16 protein-coding genes and 1 pseudogene are annotated in these 19,448 nt (G+C 70.4%); 11 read left to right on the forward strand and 6 right to left on the reverse strand.

All coding sequences use genetic code 11. From position 1 onward, the window contains the following. Positions 1-163 precede the first annotated feature (163 nt). Positions 164-1,059, reverse strand: a pseudogene (locus tag ACRQ4C_RS02800) (carbohydrate ABC transporter permease); the annotation flags it as partial. Between the two features lie 24 nt (positions 1,060-1,083). Further along, positions 1,084-2,448, reverse strand: a complete 1,365-nt coding sequence (locus ACRQ4C_RS02805; protein WP_439690046.1) for an extracellular solute-binding protein — start codon at positions 2,446-2,448, stop codon at positions 1,084-1,086. A gap of 232 nt (positions 2,449-2,680) precedes the next feature. Between ACRQ4C_RS02805 and ACRQ4C_RS02810 the strand changes: the two genes are divergently transcribed. Further along, positions 2,681-3,838: a baeRF2 domain-containing protein gene (locus tag ACRQ4C_RS02810; protein WP_439690047.1), complete on the forward strand. Its 1,158-nt coding sequence runs from the start codon at positions 2,681-2,683 to the stop codon at positions 3,836-3,838. A gap of 201 nt (positions 3,839-4,039) precedes the next feature. Here the strand turns inward: ACRQ4C_RS02810 and ACRQ4C_RS02815 are convergent, their stop codons facing one another. Continuing rightward, positions 4,040-5,185, reverse strand: coding sequence for an MFS transporter (locus ACRQ4C_RS02815; RefSeq protein ID WP_439690937.1), 1,146 nt, complete (start codon positions 5,183-5,185; stop codon positions 4,040-4,042). Positions 5,186-5,303: 118 nt separating this feature from the next. On the opposite strand from ACRQ4C_RS02815, the gene ACRQ4C_RS02820 reads away from it, so the two are divergent. Next, positions 5,304-6,062, forward strand: coding sequence for a GntR family transcriptional regulator (locus ACRQ4C_RS02820; RefSeq protein WP_439690048.1), 759 nt, complete (start codon positions 5,304-5,306; stop codon positions 6,060-6,062). A 27-nt stretch (positions 6,063-6,089) separates the two neighbouring features. On the opposite strand, the gene ACRQ4C_RS02825 is transcribed toward ACRQ4C_RS02820, so the two are convergent. Next, positions 6,090-6,242: a hypothetical protein gene (locus ACRQ4C_RS02825; protein ID WP_400410731.1), complete on the reverse strand. Its 153-nt coding sequence runs from the start codon at positions 6,240-6,242 to the stop codon at positions 6,090-6,092. A gap of 226 nt (positions 6,243-6,468) precedes the next feature. Here ACRQ4C_RS02825 and ACRQ4C_RS02830 point away from each other — a divergent pair, with 226 nt between their 5' ends. The 7 genes from ACRQ4C_RS02830 to ACRQ4C_RS02860 all read left to right on the forward strand — a co-directional run bounded on the left by ACRQ4C_RS02830 (position 6,469) and on the right by ACRQ4C_RS02860 (position 15,262). After that, positions 6,469-7,575, forward strand: coding sequence for a LacI family DNA-binding transcriptional regulator (locus ACRQ4C_RS02830; protein WP_439690049.1), 1,107 nt, complete (start codon positions 6,469-6,471; stop codon positions 7,573-7,575). A 146-nt stretch (positions 7,576-7,721) separates the two neighbouring features. Continuing rightward, positions 7,722-9,479 (forward strand): ABC transporter substrate-binding protein, encoded by a 1,758-nt coding sequence (locus tag ACRQ4C_RS02835; RefSeq protein ID WP_290132921.1) that lies wholly within the window; start codon positions 7,722-7,724, stop codon positions 9,477-9,479. Beyond that, the gene (locus ACRQ4C_RS02840; protein WP_290132920.1) at positions 9,476-10,456 is read left to right on the forward strand and encodes an ABC transporter permease; all 981 of its coding nucleotides are present in this window, start codon (positions 9,476-9,478) and stop codon (positions 10,454-10,456) included. The genes ACRQ4C_RS02835 and ACRQ4C_RS02840 overlap by 4 nt, the downstream gene beginning before the upstream one ends. Beyond that, positions 10,453-11,403 (forward strand): ABC transporter permease, encoded by a 951-nt coding sequence (locus ACRQ4C_RS02845; RefSeq protein ID WP_290132919.1) that lies wholly within the window; start codon positions 10,453-10,455, stop codon positions 11,401-11,403. Before ACRQ4C_RS02840 ends, ACRQ4C_RS02845 begins: the two co-directional genes overlap by 4 nt. Next, positions 11,400-13,181, forward strand: a complete 1,782-nt coding sequence (locus ACRQ4C_RS02850; protein ID WP_439690050.1) for an ABC transporter ATP-binding protein — start codon at positions 11,400-11,402, stop codon at positions 13,179-13,181. The genes ACRQ4C_RS02845 and ACRQ4C_RS02850 overlap by 4 nt, the downstream gene beginning before the upstream one ends. Continuing rightward, positions 13,178-14,050, forward strand: coding sequence for an alpha/beta fold hydrolase (locus ACRQ4C_RS02855; protein ID WP_439690051.1), 873 nt, complete (start codon positions 13,178-13,180; stop codon positions 14,048-14,050). The genes ACRQ4C_RS02850 and ACRQ4C_RS02855 overlap by 4 nt, the downstream gene beginning before the upstream one ends. Before the next feature lie 24 nt (positions 14,051-14,074). Further along, entirely contained in the window at positions 14,075-15,262 is a 1,188-nt protein-coding gene (locus ACRQ4C_RS02860) for a glycoside hydrolase family 1 protein (protein ID WP_439690938.1), read from the forward strand. A gap of 60 nt (positions 15,263-15,322) precedes the next feature. Here the strand turns inward: ACRQ4C_RS02860 and ACRQ4C_RS02865 are convergent, their stop codons facing one another. Both ACRQ4C_RS02865 and ACRQ4C_RS02870 read right to left on the reverse strand, forming a co-directional pair. Then, positions 15,323-16,225: a hypothetical protein gene (locus tag ACRQ4C_RS02865; protein ID WP_439690052.1), complete on the reverse strand. Its 903-nt coding sequence runs from the start codon at positions 16,223-16,225 to the stop codon at positions 15,323-15,325. A gap of 9 nt (positions 16,226-16,234) precedes the next feature. Then, positions 16,235-17,389, reverse strand: a complete 1,155-nt coding sequence (locus ACRQ4C_RS02870) for an acyltransferase family protein (protein WP_439690053.1) — start codon at positions 17,387-17,389, stop codon at positions 16,235-16,237. Positions 17,390-17,438: 49 nt separating this feature from the next. On the opposite strand from ACRQ4C_RS02870, the gene ACRQ4C_RS02875 reads away from it, so the two are divergent. Next, positions 17,439-18,716: a glycosyltransferase family 4 protein gene (locus ACRQ4C_RS02875; protein ID WP_439690054.1), complete on the forward strand. Its 1,278-nt coding sequence runs from the start codon at positions 17,439-17,441 to the stop codon at positions 18,714-18,716. Further along, positions 18,713-19,414, forward strand: coding sequence for a sugar transferase (locus ACRQ4C_RS02880; protein WP_439690055.1), 702 nt, complete (start codon positions 18,713-18,715; stop codon positions 19,412-19,414). Before ACRQ4C_RS02875 ends, ACRQ4C_RS02880 begins: the two co-directional genes overlap by 4 nt. The last annotated feature ends 34 nt before the right edge of the window (positions 19,415-19,448 follow it).

The raw sequence follows: 19,448 nt of genomic DNA on the forward strand, positions 1-19,448 counted from the left end.
CGGCCTGGAGGCGCGCTGCGGCCCCGATGGTCGTGCTGCGGTTCGCGACGCCGGTGGCGGGCCGCGACCCACCGTCGGCGGTGACGCGCGTCTGGAGCGCACGCCGTGCCTCCAGGCCGTCGCGCTTCGCGCGCCTCTTCTGGTCGCGCTCGCTCTTCGGCGGCCGGTTCGTCAGCGCGAGGAACGCGAACGACAGGATGAACGCGGCCAGCGCGATGATCACGGCCTGGGCCGAGGCGACGCCGTACTCGTTGAAGGCGAACGCGTTCGTGTAGGCCGCGTAGTTCGGCGTGTACTCCGTGTCGATCGCGGGCGCGACCGTGGACAGGATCTGCGGCTCCGCGAAGAGCTGCAGCGTGCCGATGATCGAGAACACGGTCGTGAGCACGAGCGCCGGCGCGATGAGCGGGATCTGGATGCGCCACGCGACCTGGAAGGCGTTCGCGCCGTCCATCTTCGCGGCCTCGTAGACCTCGCCCGGGATGGACTTGAGCTGCGCCACGATGATGAGCATGTTGTAGCCGGTGTACGTCCAGGTGACGATGTTCGCGATCGACCACAGGACGCTGTTCGCGCCGAGGAAGTCCGGCTGCAGCCCGACCGACTGCAGCAGCGCCACGATCGGGGAGAGCCCGGGGACGTAGAGGAACGACCACAGGATCGTCGCGATGACGCCGGGGACGCCGTACGGCATGAAGTACACGGCCCGGAAGAACGCGGGCCAGCGGGCGCTCGCCGACTCGAGCAGCAGCGCCAGGATCGTGCAGAGGATGATCATCACCGGGACCTGCACGATGCCGAACAGCAGCATCCGGCCGATCGAGGCGACGAACCCGGAGTCCTGCAGCGCGATCGCGTAGTTGTCGAACCCGGCGAACCGGCCGACGACGCCGTCCTCGCCGAACAGGCCCTTGCGGTCGACGGTGGTGAAGCTCTGGAACAGCGCGCTGATGATCGGGATGATGAACGTCAGGACGAACAGCGCGAGGAAGGGTCCGAGCAGGATCCACGGCGCCCGCTTCTGCGCGCTGGTGGCCTTCGTGCTCGTCCGGAAGGTCGGCGTGGTGCCGCTGGTCTGCTGGCTCATCGTGCGGTCCTCACGCTCAGGCCCTTGTCCTTGAAGGACTGGACGATCTCCCGTTGGGCGAGCTCCACCGCGTCGGTGAGCTTCAGGCCGCCGGTCAGCTTGCGGCGGAACTGGTTCTGCAGGCTCGTGAACGCGGACTGCGTGACCGGCGACCACGACCAGTCGACGTTCTGCTCCTGCGCCGCGGGGACGAAGACCTCTTCGTTGTAGTTCTGCCCGGAGAACCACGCGCTCGGCTTCTGTCGCGCGGCGCCGATGTAGTCCTTGGCGGGCGACCAGCCGATGCCGCAGTACTTGATCATCGCGTTGATGCCCTCCTGCGAGGTGGTCATCCACGTGATGAACTCGAGCGCCTCGGCCGGGTGCTTCGCGTTGGCGAGGACCGCGGCCGTCGAGCCGCCGATCGCGCTCGAGCCGAAGCCCGTGTCGCCCCACGTCTGCATGGGCGCGACCTTCCACTTGCCCTCGCCGCCCTGCACCGACTGGATGAGCGCGTCACCCCAGCTCGCGCTCGTGACGGCCGCGATCTTGCCGCTCGCCGCCGCGGCGTACCAACCGGGGGAGTACGCGCCGGCGCTCGTGTCGACGAGCTTGTCGTCGATGACGCCGTCGAAGAACTCGGCGACCATCATCGTCTTGTCGTCGGTCATGTCGACGACCCACTCGTCGCCGTCGATCTTGAACCACCGCGCACCGGCCTGCTGTGCGTACGCGGCGAACGGCGACGCGTCGGCGACCGGGAACACCTCGAGGTAGTTGCCGTTGCCGGTCCCCCGCACCTTGTCGGCGAGGTCGCGCCACTCGTCCCACGTCTTCGGGGGTTCCCCGCCGGCCTGCTCGAGGATCGCGGTCTGGTAGTAGAAGCCCATGGGGCCGGTGTCCTGCGGGATGCCGTAGATGCCGTCCACGAACGAGACCTGCGCCCACGCTGCCTCGTCGTACTTCGACTCGAAGTCCTTCGCGCCGTACCGGGCGAGGTCCGTCAGGCCGTTCGCGAGCATGAACTCGGGGATCTGGCGGAGCTCGACCTGTCCGATGTCCGGGCCACCGCCGGCCGCGAGCGCGGAGTACATCTTCTGGTAGCCGCCGCTGTTGCCGCCGGGGATCCAGTTCGCGGTGACCTGGATGCGGGGGTTCTTCGCGTTCCACACGTCGCAGACCTTCTGCAGGTCCTTGAGCCACGCCCAGTAGGTGAGCTGGACGGTCTCGCCGCCCGACGCGGCGGGGATCAACGCCGCCTTGTTCACGTTCGTCGAGCCCGGCACCGCACAGCCGGCGAGCAGGCCCGCCGCCGCCGTCCCCAGGCCGAAGCCCAGGAGTTGTCGTCTCGTGATGGGGCTTCTTCTGCCTGTCGGCGTCATCGCACGGCTCCGGTTCGTCGTCGATCGGGGTCCCGCCCAGCCAACCACAAAACCGAGCGTTGCTGTACTTTCACGCAGGTCGCTGGGCGTTCCCTCCGCACTGTGGACGCATCCGGGTCGACGGGTGGAGTGTGGGCTGACGCGGACGCAGGGGACCGTGACAGGGTCCGTCCGAACCGGTGTCCGCCGTCGGGGCAGACCTGCTCCGGCACGCTGAGCGGAAGGAGCTGCCATGACGTCGACCAACGCGACGAGCGAACTGCACGGGATCCTGGGACAGCGGCTGGAGGACGGGGGCACGTGGGCCTGGGCCTACGCGGACGTCTCCGGCAACGTGGAGGACCCGAGGCGGCAGGCGGCGCTCAAGCTCCGCGCGGTCGAGGAGTCGCTCCGTGCGCAGGGCGCCACCGACGCCGTCGTGGACGCCGTCGCCGCCGAGTTCGAGCAGGAGGCCGGCGTCCCCTCGCCCGTCACCCGGTACGTGCTCGTCCACGAAGGATCGATCGTCCTGAGCGAGGTGCTCCCCGGACACCTGCACGGCGTGGAGTCGGTCGGCGTCGGGGCCGTCCCGGACCTCGTGCCCCTCGTCGCCCACCGCCCCGTCGACCTGCCGTTCCTCGTCGTGCACGCCGGCAAGGAGGGCGGGGCCTTCCGCACCTACCGGCTCGGCCACGCGCCCGTCGCCCCGGACGAGCAGCAGGTCGAGGGCCGCAACGACACCCTGCACTACGCCAAGGCCGGCACCGGGTGGAAGCAGCCGCACTGGCAGCAGCACACCGAGGAGATCTGGAAGCAGAACCAGTCCGAGCTCGCTGGTGCCCTCGACGCCACGGTCCGCGAGCGCCGACCAGGGCTCGTTGTGATAGCGGGGGACGTCACCGCACGCGAGCTGCTGGTGAAGTCCCTGTCGGCCGAGACGAAGGCCCTCGTGTCGGTGTTCCCCGGTGACCCCCGCGCCGACACCGCGTCGAAGCAGGCCTTCGTCGAGCACGTCGAGATCGCACTCGCCCGCGTCGTCGCCACCCGTCGGCACGACCTCGAGGAACTCCTCCGGACCCACGTCGGACGCGGCGACAACCAGGCGGTGACCGGGCTCGGCTCCGTGGTCGAGGCGCTGCAGCAGGCGCAGAGCTCGGTGGTCGCGCTCGACGCCGTCGCCATCGGGGACCGGACGCTCCTCGCACTCGGGGCGGCGCCCTGGGTCGCGACGGCTCCGGAGCAGGCCGGCGGCGTCCCGGTGATCGGGCCGGTGCCCGCGGTGTGCGCGCTCGTCCGGGCGGCGGTGCTGACGGACGCGGAGCTCGTGCTCGTCAACGCGGCGTCCCTGCCGGGCGGTGCAGCGGCGGCCGCGCTCCTGCGCTGGCCGGTCGGACCGGCCGTGCCCGCCTGATCACGTGACCCCTGACGGACGGGAGGCCCGTGGCGACCCCGCCACGGGCCTCCAGTCCGTCCCGCGCGCGCGTCCGCACCCGAGCCGCCCTGCCGAGGTTCCGGAACACCGGCATCTCGCCGGCTCCCGCCTCGGTCGTCGGAACCTCGGCGACCTGCGGGCGGCGAGTCGCGCAACCTCGGTACCGCACGCCCGGGCGCGTCAGTCGTGCGAGCGGTCCGCCCTCGGTACGAGCGGGAGCGCCAGCAGCGGCAGGACCGCCACGATCGAGAAGGACGCCGCGAACCCGAGGCCCGCGACGAGCGCGCCGACCCCGGGCCCGACGGCGCTCGCCGCGATGAACTGCCCCGTGTTCTGCGCCCCGAGGGCACGACCCGACCAGAACGGTCCCGCGGCCTCGGCCACCGACGTGTACGCCAGCCCGTTGTCCGCGACGGTCACGCTCGTCGCCACCACGAGGAACACCGCCCCCGCCGCCAGGTGTGTCACGTCCACGAGCGCGAGCACGCCCATCACCGCCGCGGCGCTCAGGGCGACGATCCGCAGGGGGCCGACGCGGGAGCCGACCCGGTCGCTCCAGGCCCCGACGAGGATGCGCCCGACGGCACCGACGAACTGTGCGCCGCCGACGAGGAGTCCGGCCGCACCCGTCGACCATCCGAGCCCGACGAGCCACACCAGCCCGTACGTGGACAGGGTGAACTGCGGCACGACGAGCAGCACCGACACCGCGTGCACCCGCCAGAGGAACCCGTCGGTGCGGTAGGGGTTCGCCACGTGCTCCGCCGGGGCGTCGGCCCGCGAGGCCCGCGGCGGGTTGACGATGCCGATCGCGCAGAGGACCGCGAGCACGGCGCAGAGCAGGACCGGCAGCACGAGCGAGGCCCGGATGCCGGCGCCCTCGGCGAGCTGGGGGACCGTCACCGCGGCCAGGGTCACGCCGAGCGGTTGCGACATCTGCCGGATCCCCATCGCGAGACCGCGGCGCTCCTTCGGGAACCACCCGACGACCACGCGTCCGCTCGCCGCGTTCGTGGAGGCGCTCGTCATGCCCGCGGCCAGGAACGCGATGCCGAGCAGGACGGTGTCGCCGGCCGACGCCCACGCTGCCGCCACCGCGATCGTCGTCAGGACGAGCCCGCCCGCGATCACCACCCGCTCGCCGAACCGGTCGGTGACGGCACCCCACGCGATCAGCGTCAGGACCATGCCGAACGTGGGCGCCGCGGCGAGGACCCCGGCGACGGGCAACGGTGTGCCGTGCGCGTGCAGGTACGGGATGAGGAGTGCCGGCGCCGACACGACGAGGGTCCCCGCCGCCTGTGCCGCGACCCCGAGCGCGAGCATCGTCCAGGCACGTCGGGTCGTCGTCGGGCGGAGGGCGGTGGTCGTCGTCACGATGGTTCCGTTCCAGAACTGATTGGTATACCACAACGGTATACCATGCCTGCTAGGCTTCCGCACCGTGGCTGGAACGACAGACGTGGTGACCGTGGACGACGCGCCGGTCTCGCAGACCGCGCAGCTCTACGACAACCTCCGGGCGGCGATCCTGACGCTCGACATCGCCCCGGGCGAGCGCATCTCCGAGCGCGGACTCGAGGCGCGCTTCCACGCCTCCCGCACCCCCGTCCGCGCCGCGCTGTCGCGGCTCGAACGCGAGGGGCTCATCCTGCACGAGGGGCGCTCGTGGACGGTCACCCCGATCGACCTCGACGAGATCGCCTCGCTCGCGGAACTCCGTGGCGTCCTCGAGCCCGCGGCCGCCAGGCTCGCGGTCGCGCGCGCCTCCACCGAGCAGCTCGACGAGGTCCGGGCACACCTCGACGACCTCCGCGAGGCACCCGACCAGCGCTCGGGCATCCGGATGGGCTCGACGTTCCACCTCGACCTCGCGTCGCTCGGCGGCAACCGGTTCATCACCGACGCCGTCGCGGACGCGCTCACCCGCCTCGAGCGGACCCGCTGGATCGAGGTGCGGACGCCCGAGGCCCGCGACGCCGCCTGGGACGAGCACAGCCAGATCCTCGACGCCGTCCGTTCGGGCGACGCCGACCGCGCGGCGGAACTGCTCGCAGCGCACGTCGCCGGTACCAACGACCGGCTGCTCGCGTTCATCGCGCAGGAGCGACGGCGGCTCCGCGGTGCGGGCATGGCGATCGTCGGGCCGACCGAACGCTCCGGCGTGCCGGCCGAGCGCGCCAACGGGTCGACGGAGCGCTGACGGCGCTAGCTCGCGTCGACCGGCGCGTCAGAGCGTCGGTTCCTCGCTCCCGTCGGCCTCACCGAAGATCCAGGCGTTCTGGTTGCCCTGACTGTGGTCGAGCAGTCCGCTCTTCACCTCGTCGATGGCGATCGACTCGGTGATGACGTCACGGCTCTGTCCACGGGTGTTCTTCGACATCGTCGGCTCCTGTGTGTGTGGGCATCGGATCGGTGGCGCAGGCCCCTGCCTGCGGATGCGCTTCCTCACGGGACGTACTGAGGTCGCTCAAGTGTGACCGTGTTCGTCCGCGGAGCGCAAGGGTCTGCGCGCACCTGTGGACGGGTCGGCCCGGACGGCGTGCCTAGGATGGTCCGGCCGCACCGGGCGCGGCACCACCAGCGCGACGGCGGACGGGAGGCACGGCTTGGCTGGACAGCGCACCGCACCTCCCACGGTCTACGACGTGGCGTCCGCCGCCGGTGTCTCCATCGCCACCGTCTCGCGCGTGCTCCGGACGCCCGACGCCGTCCGCGAGGGCACCCGTGACCGGGTGCAGGCGGCCATCCGGACGCTCGGTTACGTCCCCTCCGGCAACGCGAGGGCGCTCGCCGGCAAGCGCACCGGCGTGGTCGGGCTCCTGCTCCCGGGCTTCGACGTCGTGCCGGACGAACGGCCGGACCTCGTCACGGACGGCGGTGTCCGGGTGGTCGACGATCGCCGGCACGTCACGCAGCCGTTCTCCTCGAACCTCTACTTCGACGAGGTCCTCCGCGGCGCCGAGGTCGAGGCATGGCAGCGCGGCCTCGCGCTCATGGTCGCGGCCGGTCGGGGTCCGTCGCGGGACGTCATCGTGAACGACGTCGCCGGCCGGGTCGACGGCCTCGCCGTGCTCGCGCAGACCGTCCCGGACGAACTGCTCGAGCACGTCGCCCGGCGCATCCCCGTGGTGGTGCTCGCGGACGACCGGCGCTCGCACGGCTTCGACTCGGTGAGCGTCGACAACGCCGCGGGCATGCGGACCGTCGTGTCGCACGTGGTCGGACGCCTCGGGATCCGCTCGATCGCCTACGTCGCCGGTCCGATCGACTCGCCGGACGACATGGAGCGCGCGGCGGGGTTCCGCGCGGCCCTCGTCGAGCACGGGGTCGACCCGGCCGACGTGCCCGTGGTGCACGGCGACTTCGGCCGCGCCCGCGCCCGGGAGCTCGCGACGTCGCTCTTCGAGGGTGCCGTCCCCCGTGCGGTCGTCTGCTCGAACGACCAGTCAGCGCTCGGCACGCTCGACGCCGCTGCGGCCCTCGGCATCCGCGTGCCGGAGGACGTCGTCGTCACCGGGTTCGACGGCATCGACGCTGGTCGCTTCTCGCAGCCGCGCCTCACGACCGTGCACCAGCCGATGGGGGAGCTCGGGCGTGCCGCCGTGCGGGCGATCGTCGAGCGGCTCGCCCGCCCCGACGGGCCCCCGCGTGCCGTGCGCCTGCCGGTCGAGGTGCTGCTCCGCGAGAGCTGCCCGCCGGTCCTCGACGCCTGACGGCACCGGACGCCGTGTTGCACCCCGCCGATCAGGACCGGTGGTTGCACGCCGCGATGTAAGCGCATACATTGGTGCGGTACCCAATCGACACGGAGGTCGACCGAGCAATGACGCTTCCCCCACAGCGCATGCGCGAGCCAGGCATGCGCGAACCAGCAGGCCCACAGACGGCCGCTCCGCGCGCAGCCCGCGGCACCCGTGCCACCGGCCCCGCCCGTCCCCGCCGGCGCGGCCGTCTCCTCGCCGCCCTGGCCGGCATCGCCGTCGTGGCCCTCGCGGCGAGCGGCTGCAGCATCCAGGTCCGCTCCCAGCCGGACCCGAGCATCGGCAAGGACACGATGCTCATCAACGCCGACCACGGCAACCCGCTGTTCGACCGCAACTTCAACCCGTACATCTCGAACGCCCGCACCGCGAGCAAGTGGATGTACGAGCCGCTGATCGAGGTCAACCCGCTCGACGGCAAGGGCACGCCCTGGCTCGCGAGCAGCTGGACCCAGCCGGACGCGCGCACGATCGACATGACCATCCGGCAGGGCGTCGAGTGGTCGAACGGCGATCCCTTCAGCGCGAAGGACGTCGTCTTCACGTTCGACCTGCTCAAGAAGTTCCCCGCGATGGACATCAAGGGCGCCTGGCAGCACATCGACCGCATCGAGCAGGACGGCGACCACGTCGTCTTCCACCTCAAGAGCGACGACGTGCCGAGCCTCAACATCATCGGCGCGACGTACATCCTCGGCGAGCAGCACTGGGGGAAGGTCAAGGACCCGACCACGTGGCGCGACCCGAACCCCGTCGGCACCGGGCCGTTCGTGCTCGGCAACTACACCGACCAGCAGTACTCGATGGACAAGAACCCCCGGTACTGGCAGGCCGACAAGATCGCCATCAAGCACCTCATCCTCCCAGCCACGAACACCCAGCTCGACACCGTCACGCGTGGCTACGACTGGGCGTACTCGTTCATCTCGGACGTCAAGGGCACGTGGGGTGCTGCGTCGAAGACCAACACGTGGTGGTTCCCGGCCGGCGGTGTCATCGGCCTCGTGCCGAACCTCACGAAGGCGCCGTACAACGACGTCAACGTCCGCAAGGGCATCTCGTACGCGCTCGACCGGCAGGACATCGCCGAGACCGCGACCGAGGGCAACCTGACGGCCGCCGGTCAGACGGGCCTGATCCTGCCGAACCAGGAGCAGTACCTCGACCCGTCCATCCCGGACAAGGGGATGATCACGCAGGACACGAAGCGGTCGCTGCAGGAGTTCGCGAAGTCCGGCTGGACGCAGCAGGGCGGCAAGCTCGTGAAGGACGGCAAGCAGCTGACCATCACGATCATGACCGCGAACGGCTACTCCGACTGGCTCCGCGCGGCCCAGCAGGTGCAGCGCGACCTCACCGCGATCGGCATCAAGGTGTCCCTCCAGGCGCCGCAGCCCGCCGGCTACCAGGCCAACCTCAACAACGGAAAGTTCGACATGGCCATGGGCGGGATGGGCAACGGTGACGTCTACCAGGCCTTCAACTCGCTGCTGTCGAGCGACTTCTACCAGCCCGTCGGCAAGTCGACGGTGAACAACTTCGAGCGGTACCGGAACGCCGACACGCAGGCGCTCCTCGACGAGTACAAGGCGACGACGGACGAGTCCCGGCAGCGGGCCATCCTGCACCAGCTGCAGAACATCGTCTACGACGACGTCCCGGTCATCGGCATGTACTACGGCGGCCTCTGGGGTCTGTTCAACACGAACAAGTTCGTCGGGTGGCCGAGCGCGGAGGACCCGTACATGGCACCGCAGAACTACGACTCCGCACCGCTGCTGATCTTCTCGAAACTGCGGCTCCGCGACAGTGCCGCAGGCCGCCAGATCCTCGAGGAACAGGAGGAAGCGAAGTGAAGTACCTCCTCCAGAAACTCGTCCTGTTCGTCCTGACCCTCTGGGCCGCGGTCACGCTGAACTTCGTGCTCCCTCGGCTCATGCCGGGCAGCCCGACCGACGCCGCACTCGCGAAGCTCAGCCAGAACGGCCCCGTCACCGACGCCACGAAGAAGGCGATCGAGGCGCAGCTCGGCGTCCCGAGCGGCAACCTCTGGGACCAGTACGTCAGCTACCTGCACCAGGTCGTCACCCTCGACTTCGGCACGAGCTACACGTTCTACCCCCAGCCCGTCGGCGACCTCGTGGCGCAGGCGCTGCCGTACACGCTGGTGCTCGTCGGGCTCGTCACGATCATCGCGTTCGTGCTCGGCACCCTCATCGGCGTCGGGGCGGCGTGGAAGCGCGGCACCTGGCTCGACTCCCTGCCGACCCTGTCCGGCAGCTTCATGTCGACGTTCCCGTACTTCTGGACCGCGCTCCTGCTGCTGTTCTTCCTCGGCTACGTCCTGCACTGGTTCCCGACGACCGGGGCCTACTCGGCCACGACCACGCCGGGCTTCAGCGGACAGTTCATCGGGGACGCCCTGCAGCACGCGATGCTCCCGGCGATCACGATCCTCGTGACGAGCCTCGGCGGCTGGATCATCGGCATGCGCAACGCGATGATCAACACGCTCGGCGACGACTACGTCACCTTCGCCGAGGCCAACGGGCTCCGCGGCCGAACGGTCGCCGTCCGGTACGCGGCCCGGAACGCGATCCTGCCGAACCTCACCGGCTTCGGCCTCGCGCTCGGCGGTGTCGTCGGCGGGTCCGTGCTCGTGGAGCAGGTGTTCGGGTACCCGGGCATCGGCTACCTGCTGTTCAACGCCGTGATCGGGCAGGACTACCCGCTCATGCAGGCCCTCTTCCTGATGATCACCGTGTCGGTGCTCATCGCCAACTTCATCGTGGACGTCCTCTACGGCGTCCTGGACCCGAGGACGCGCCGATGACCCAGACCAAAGCACCGGACACCACTGTCGCAGTACGCACGCAGCACGAACCAGCAGCCCCGTCCAAGTGGCTCGCCGCCGCCCGCCAGTTCGGCGTCGTGTGGAGCAACACCAAGGCCCGCATCGGCATCATCATCCTCGCCGTGTTCGTCGTCGTGGCCATCGCCGCCCCGCTCCTCGCCCCCTACGGCGCGAGCCAGAACGGCTTCGCCCGCAGCGCCGACGCCACCTGGGCACACTGGATGGGCACCACCGCCGCCGGCGAGGACGTCCTCTCCCAGCTCATCTACGGCGCCCGGGTCTCCGTGCTCGTCGGTGCGGTCGCGGGCTTCCTCTCCACGCTCGTGGCCGTCGCCATCGGACTGAGCTGGGGCTACATCCGCGGCTGGGTCGCCGAGGTCATCGGGTTCATCGTGAACCTCTTCCTCGTCATCCCCGGCCTGCCGCTCATGATCGTGATCGCCGCGTACCTGCAGAACGGCGGCATCGCGGTGATCATCGCCGTGATCGTGGTCACCGGCTGGGCCTGGGGCGCTCGCGTCCTCCGGAGCCAGACGCAGTCCCTTCGGAGCCGTGACTTCGTGACGGCCGCGCAGTTCTCCGGGGACGGCGCCACCCGCATCGTGTTCCGCGAGATCCTCCCGAACATGACGAGCCTCATCGTCGGCTCGTTCTTCGGCGCGGCGACGAGCGCGATCCTCGCCGAGGCGGGCCTCGAGTTCCTCGGGCTCGGTGACTCGTCGATCGTCAGCTGGGGCACGATCCTCTACTGGGCGCAGAACTCGAACGCGCTGCTCACCGGTCAGTGGATCCTGCTGTTCGCCCCCGGTCTCTGCATCGCCCTCCTGGCGATGAGCCTGACCCTGATCAACTTCGGCGTCGACGCCGTGTCCAACCCGCGGCTGCGCGAAGGCGCGCGCCGCAAGCGCAAGGAGGCCACCGCATGAGCGGCGCACCCACGCACGCAGCAGACGGCCGGGAGGCCCGTGGCGGCGCCGCCACGCGCCTCCAGTCCGAAGGTCCCGACGCTGGTGACGTCCTGCTGGACGTCCGCGATCTGTCGGTCGTCTACGAGTCCGCCGGCCAGGAGGCCGTCCAGGCCGTCGACCACGTGTCGTTCTCCCTGCGGAAGGGCGAGTTCGTCGGCCTCGTGGGGGAGTCCGGCTCCGGCAAGTCGACCCTCGGGTACGCGCTGACGCGGCTGCAGAAGCCTCCAGCGCGCACCAACGGCGGCAACATCTTCTTCGCCGGGTCGGACATCCGCGACCTCGACGACGAAGCGCTCCGCCAGCAGCGGCAGGGCGGGTTCGCGATGGTGCTGCAGTCGGGCATGAACGCGCTCAACCCGGTGCGGACGATCCGCAACCACTTCATCGACGTCTTCAAGGCGCACGGGCACGTGTCGCGCGAGCGGTGGGACGCCCGGATGCGGGAGCTCATCGAGAAGGTGAAGCTCCCCGCCACGATGCTCGCCCGCTACCCCGGTGAGCTCTCCGGCGGCATGCGGCAGCGCGTGTCGATCGCGCTCGCGCTGTCGCTCGAACCGCGGCTCATGGTGTTCGACGAGCCGACCACGGCGCTCGACGTCCTCGTCCAGCACGCCGTGATGGACACGATCATCGAGCTGCAGCGGTCCGAGGGGTTCACAGCGATCCTCATCAGCCACGACCTCGGCATCGTCCTCGAGGCCACCGAGCGCGTGCTCGTCATGCACGAGGGCCGCATCGTCGAGGACGGCGGTTCGACGGAGATCCTGCGCGACCCGCAGGACGAGTACACGAAGATGCTGCTGTCGCACTACGCCGACCCGCGTGCCGAGGTCGTCTCGCTCCCGGGGTTCCCGGACCGGTCGCAGCGCGGTCCCTCGGCCACCCGCCAGGAGACGACGTCGTCGTTCAGCACGGTCGGCTCCCGCGAGCGCAGCGCCGCGCGCAACCCGATCGTCGTCGACCACCTCGTCAAGACGTACCCGGCGCCCCGCCGTGGCGAGCAGCCCGTCCAGGCCGTCCGCGACGTCTCGTTCACGCTCGAGCCCGGGCAGTCGCTCGCCCTCGTCGGCCAGTCCGGCTCCGGCAAGTCCACGATCGCGAAGATGCTGACCGGCGTCGAGAAGCCCACCACGGGCACCGTCCGGTTCGGCGACACGGACGTCGCGAAGCTCGGGCGACGCGGGCTGAAGGACCTCCGCTCCGAGGTGCAGATGGTGTTCCAGGACCCGTACGCGGCGCTCAACCCGCTGCACACGGTGGAGTACATCCTGTCCCGGCCGATCGCGAACTACACCGGACTCCGCGGCCGTGACGCGAGGCGACGGATGCTCGAGCTGCTCGAGACCGTGGGACTGACGCCCGTCGAGCAGTTCGCGCAGAAGCTCCCGCACCAGCTCTCCGGCGGGCAGCGCCAGCGTGTCGTCATCGCCCGGGCACTGGCGTCCGACCCGCAGGTCATCATCGCCGACGAGCCCGTCTCGATGCTCGACGTCACGCTCCGTGCCGGGGTGCTCGCGCTCCTCGAGGACCTGCGCGAGCAGTGGGGCGTCTCGCTCCTCTACATCACGCACGACCTGCTGAGCGCGCGGCTCATCACGGACGACATCATGGTGCTGCACGACGGTGCCGTGGTCGAACGGGGCCGCACGGCCGCGGTGCTGCAGGACCCGCAGGACCCGTACACGGTGGCGCTGCTCGACGCGGTGCCGAACCCTCGAAGGGCACTGCTGGCATGACCACGCTCCACGACTTCCCGACCGTCCCCGCGTTCGGGCACCTCCCCACCCCGGACGGCGTCGACGTCGTCGGCATCGACCTCCCCGTCGGGCGGCTCACCGCCTACCGCGTCGTGCCGACCGGGAGATCGAAGGGTGTCGTGTTGATCGTCCCCGGGTACACGGGGTCGAAGGAGGACTGGCGGACGTTCATGCCGCTCCTGGGTGACGCCGGCTGGACCGCGGTCGCGATCACCCGACGTGGGCAGGCCGACTCGGCGCGGGCGGCGTCGCCGTCCGGGTACACGCTGCAGGAGGAAGCCGCCGACGTCGTCCGGGTCGCTCGGCTGCTCGACGACGGCGCTCCCGTGCACCTCATCGGACACTCGCTCGGCGGTGTGATCGTCCGCGAGGCCGCCATCGCTTCGCCGGACTCGTTCCGTGACGTCGTCCAGTTCTGCTCCGGACCGTACGGCTGGCCCTACCGCAAGGTCACCGAGCTCACGATCCTGCACGACACCGGCGGGAACCTCCGCCAGCTGTTCGACTCGACGAACCCGCTCTGGGCCCACCGCCCCGACGAGGAGCTCCCCGACGACCCGCGCTTCGTCCGCGACCGCTTCGACGCACACGACCCCGCGAGCGTCGTCGCCGGTGGCCACATCCTCGAGGACCACACCGACGCCTCCGCCGAGCTCCGCGCTACCGGCCTCCCGGTGCTCGTGACCCACGGCGAGTGGGACGGTGCCTGGCCGATCCCGTGGCAGCGGCAGATGGCGGAGGACACCGGCGCCGCCTACGAGGTCATCCCCGAGAGCTACCACGGCCCGCAGGTCGAGAACCCGGCGGCGACGCTCGCCGTCTTCGACCGCTTCCTGAGCACGCACTGACCCGAGCACGCACTGAAAGGCACCATCATCACCACGCTGCAGTTCCCCGACGGCTTCCTCTGGGGTGCCGCCACCGCCGCCCACCAGATCGAGGGCAACAACGTCAACAGCAACTGGTGGGTCCACGAGCACGAACCCGACACCACCATCGTCGAGCCCTCCGGCGACGCGGCGGACAGCTACCACCGCTACCGCGAGGACATCCGGATCGCCGCCGACCTCGGCCTGAACTCCTACCGGTTCAGCATCGAGTGGGCGCGCATCGAGCCGGAGCGCGGCTTCGTCTCCCGTGCGGAGATCGACCACTACCGCCGCATGGTCGAGACCTGCCACGAGTTCGGCATCGAACCCATCGTCACGCTCATGCACTTCACCGTCCCGCGCTGGTTCGAGCGCGACGGCTTCTGGCGCGCACCCGACGCGGCCGACCTGTTCGCCCGCTACACCGAGGCCGCGCTGCCCGTGGTCCAGGACGGCGTCCGCTACGTCTGCACGATCAACGAGCCGAACATCGCCGCGATGCTCGCCGGGGGAGAGGACGCGTCGAACCTCGTCGCGTACGGCCTCCCGAACCCGGACCTCGGCGTCGCCGACGCCCTGCTCGCGTCGCACCAGCGATCCCGCGAGGTCCTGTCACAGGTGTCCGGGCTGCAGTCCGGCTGGACCATCGCGACGCAGGCCTTCCGGTCGAACGGCGAACCCGGTTCGGACGAGATGCTCCGCGAGTACGGGTACCCGCGCGACGACTGGTACCTCGAGCAGGCCGCCGGTGACGACTTCCTCGGCGTGCAGGCGTACACCCGCACCTTCATCGGCCCGGACGGTCCGTTGCCCGTCGCGGACGACGTCGAGACGACCCTGACCGGCTGGGAGTTCTACCCCGAGGCCTCCGCGGACGGCCTCCGCTCGGCGTGGGAGCTCTCCGGTCACGTGCCGCTCATGATCACCGAGAACGGCATCGCCACCGCGGACGACTCCCGCCGGGTCGCGTACACGCAGGGCGCCCTCGAGGGCATCCACCGCTGCATCGAGGACGGCATCGAGGTCCTCGGCTACCAGCACTGGTCCCTGCTCGACAACTACGAGTGGGCGTCGGGCTACCGCCCGACCTTCGGGCTCGTCGCGTGGGACCCGGAGACGTTCGAGCGGACGCCGAAGGACTCGGCGCGCTGGTACGGGCGGGTCGCGCAGGCGAACGCGCTCACCGTCTGAGACGACACCAGCCGGGAGGCGCGACCTGCGTGGAGACGCAGGTCGCGCCTCCCGGCTGGTTCAGTCCGCCGATTCGTCGGAGGTGGGGTCCTCCGCGGTGAAGTGCAGCCCCGCGGTCTGGTCGTCGAACCAGGCGAGCAGGACCTCCTCCGCCTTCCGCGAGCCGCGCTCGCGGGCGAGATCCAGAGCACTGCGCCCCTCGGCGTCGAGCACCGTCACGTCCGCGCCCCGTTCCAGCAGCGCCTCCGTCGTACCGCGCCGGTCGAACCAGGCGGCAGCGTGCAGCGGAGCGAAGCCCCAGCGGGGGTCGACCTCGTCGATGCCGACCGTTTCGCCACCGATGCCGTCGAGCGCGAGCGACAGTCCGCCGACGTCGCCGTGTGCCGCCGCTCGCACCGCCGGCGTCGCCCACTCGACCCAGCCGTCCGGCACCGGGCCGTGCCAACCGTGCTGCCGGCGCTGCTCAAGCTTGGCCCAGTCGTCCTCGTGCACGGACCGGACCTCGATCGCGACGTCACGGAAGTGCACGGCGAGCTCACCGGTGGGGGAGAGCAGGAGTCGGAGCTCCCAGACGTCGGCGTCGACGTGCGCGAGCTCCCCGCGCGTGACGTGGACGTCCCCGGCCAGGAGGTCGAGGGTCTCAGTGTCGCGCGGTTCGAGCACAGCGCGGTCGAAGCGCAGCGTGACGCGGGCGTGGTTCCAGCGCTTCCAGAGGCCGTCCGGGGTGTCGAGCACCTCGTCGTTCCGGACCACCACGGCCGCGCTGACCGAGGCGCTGCCGCCGTCCGCCGGGGCGACGACGTCCCATCGCTCGACGCGTGCCTCGTTCCACGTGACCGACGCGAGGGCGGCCACGGTCGGCGGAGCGTCGGTCAGGAGCCGGGCGAGGTGCTCGGGGTAGCCCTCGACGTCCTCGAGGGAGACGTACCCGACCCCGGGCCAACCCACTCGACTCCATCGCACGCCTCGACCCTACTGTGGCCGGCACGGTGACGGCTTCGGGGCAGCACGACCCGGCCGCCGTGCTGCGAGCCTCCTGCGCAGCCTGCCCACCGGCTGCTCGATGACGACTGCTGAGACCAGAGCGACACCGATCGCGGTTGCACCCACCACCGCACGCCCGAACGGGCCCTCGACGGACGGCAGCAGCAGCGCGTAGACCGGAAGGTGCCAGAGGTAGAGCGAGTACGAGGCGTTCTTCCCGAACCACGCGACGGGCGTCATCGCGAGGGCTCGAGCCACGAGCGTCTGCGCGGCACCGAGTCCGAGTGCGAGGATCGTCACCGAAGCCGCCGTCGACGGGATCACGATGAGCGAGACCCACGGTTCGCTCTTCCAATCGGCAGGGACCGCGAGCGCGAGCGCGAGCGTGCACCCGGCCCCGATCCAGGTCAGGATGCCGCCGATCCGCTCGGAGACCGCGAGACGGCCCGTCCCGTGGACGATCAGCGCGCCGAAGGCACCGAGGAGAGCACACGCGAAGCTGAGCGTGACGGAGTAGTACACCGGCGGAGCGCTCTCCGGGGAACCGTGCACCCCAGCGCTGGCCGAGGAGACCACGAGTCCGATGATGACGACCGGCATCGCCCAGCGCAGGAGACGGTCGCCGCGAGCAGAAGTCGCCACGGCCACGACGACGAACGGCCACACCAGGTAGAACTGCCCCTCCGCGGCGACGCTCCACAGCGGCTCGAGGGGCCCGGCCCGGAACTCGGTGTGGGTCCGGAAGATGTTGGTCGTCCCGGTGAGTGCTGCACCGGCGATCCGAGCGAACGTGCTCGTCTCATCGTCCTTCTCGAGCAACGGCCAGATGAAGCCGACGATCGCAACGACCATGGTGCCCGGAGGGATGATGCGGAGCGCACGGTCCAGGAAGAACACACTGAGCCCTGCACGGCCGAGGGTGTCGAGTCGTGCACGGAGGGCGCCGGTGATCAGCAGTCCGGACAGGGCGAAGAAAGCGGGTACGGCGAGGATCCCCGCTTGGGCGCCCGGGACCCCGAGGTGGTAACCAGCCACCGCGAGAGCCAGAACGGCCCGGAAACCATCCAGAGCTCGGGAGCGAGAGGAACGGAGGTGCACACTCCCACTTTCACGGAGGGTGCGCTCCGTCTCCTCATTGTCCACACTTCGTACTCCGCCGATGTGATCACCTTTGGTATGTTAATATTTCGGTATGACACTTCGACCGGATGAGCGCCTTCGGATCTTGGTCGTCTCGCAGTACTACCCGCCCGAGGCACACGGGGCGACAGCACGTTCGCTCGCAGTCGAGCTCTCGGATCGTGGACACGACGTCGAGGTCCTGACCACGTTCCCGAACCACCCGTTCGGCCGGCTCTTCCCTGGATGGGCGCAGCGGTTCGGTCACGTCGAGATCGACGGAGCGGTGACGGTTCGGCGTGTACCGACCGTGGTCGACCACTCGCTGCGCGCATCACGCCGGATCCTCTCCTACCTGAGCTTCGCGGTCAGCTCGCTGACGGCTTCTCGCGCTGCCCGCCGAGCAGACGTCGTCTACGTCTACGGTGCCCAGCCCACCGCGGCGATCGCGCCCATGGTGTGGCGTGCGTTGTTCGGAACGCCCTACGTCCTGCACGTGCAGGACATCTGGCCGGAGTCCGTGCTCGGCGCGGGGATGCTCCCGTCCGGCGTCGCGAGCGTCGCAGCCCGGCGTGTCATCCTCAGGTGGCTGCGACGCGTGCACAGCCGGGCCGCTCGGGTCATCGCGATCGGACCAGGCGCAGCTCGCCTCCTGGAGGAACGCGGCGCTGATCCGGCGCGGACGACGTCGTGCTCCAACTGGGTGACGGCGGCGCCGGTGGCCTGTGCACGGTCATCGCGGGAGGGGACCCGGGTCGTCTACGCGGGTTCGATCGGTCCTGCTCAAGGCCTGGAAACCGTCGTCCGCGCGGCGGCCCGCTGTCAGGACCTCGCGGAGCTGCGTTTCACGATCGTCGGCGATGGGGTTCACCGCGCGGGGCTGGAGGACCTCGCCGCTCGACTCGGGGTCCACACGATGGACTTCGCACCGCCGGTCCCACGCGAGCGGATGACCGAACTGCACGCGGCGACCGACTTCGCGATCGTGTCCCTGCGGGCAGACCCCATGACCGCAGTCACGATCCCGTCCAAGCTGCAGGACCTGCTCGCGAACGGCGTCCCGGTGCTCGGCGCACTCGACGGGGACGCGGCAGCGATGCTGTGTGACGCCCGCGCGGGGTACGTCGCGCCCCCGGGCGACGTCGACGCGCTCGAAGCGATGTTCCGTGCGGCGCACGCCGCGAGCCCCGCACAGCGGCAGTGGTTCAGTGCCGCGGGGCGAGCGTACGCCTCGCGCGCATTCTCGCTCGTCCGCGGAGTGGACCACGTGGAAGACGCCCTGACTGCTGCTGCGCTGCCCGTTCCCCCCGCACCAACAACCTCGTCCGCCCCGGAAGGAGCACCCGCATGATCCTCGAAACGCACACTCCCCACCCGGACGACCACCTCGGTCGCCGGCGGTACGACACCGTGAAGCGCTGGTGCGACATCACCGCTGCCATCGTGCTCCTCATCGTGCTGGGTCCGTTGCTGCTCGCTGTGACATGCGCACTTCGAGTGAGCGGCGGCGGCCCCGCGATCTACCGGCAGACCCGGCCCGGCCTGGGCGGGATCGGCTTCGAGATCCTGAAGTTCCGCACGATGCGCCCGGATGCTGCCCTCGAACGGCTCGGTGCCGACGCTGATCACTTGCGCATCACGCGCCTCGGCAGGATCCTCCGCGCGACCAGCATCGACGAACTGCCACAGCTCGTCAACGTCCTCCGCGGCGAGATGAGCATCATCGGACCCCGCCCGCACCTCATGTCCTACCTCGACCTCTACTCGCCCCACCAAGCGCGCCGGCACGAAGTCCGTCCGGGCATCACCGGTCTGGCACAGGTCCGCAGCCGCAATGCCATCGCGTGGGACGTGCGCCTCGAGCACGACGTCGAGTACGTGGTCCGTCGCTCGCTCGCCGTCGACTGCTCGATCCTCGTCGCGACCGTGGGGACCGTACTCGGTCGGCAGGGGGTTTCCGCTCCCGGGCACGCAACGATGGCGCTCTTCCAGGGCTCCCCCGAGACGACGGTCGCGGTCCGGACCCCCGCTGCGGTCGGAGCGCCCTGAACGACCCTGTGCACGACGAACGCCCCGACACTGA

Origin of the sequence: Curtobacterium sp. SP.BCp (genome assembly GCF_051903255.1) — a bacterium.
Lineage (GTDB): Bacteria > Actinomycetota > Actinomycetes > Actinomycetales > Microbacteriaceae > Curtobacterium.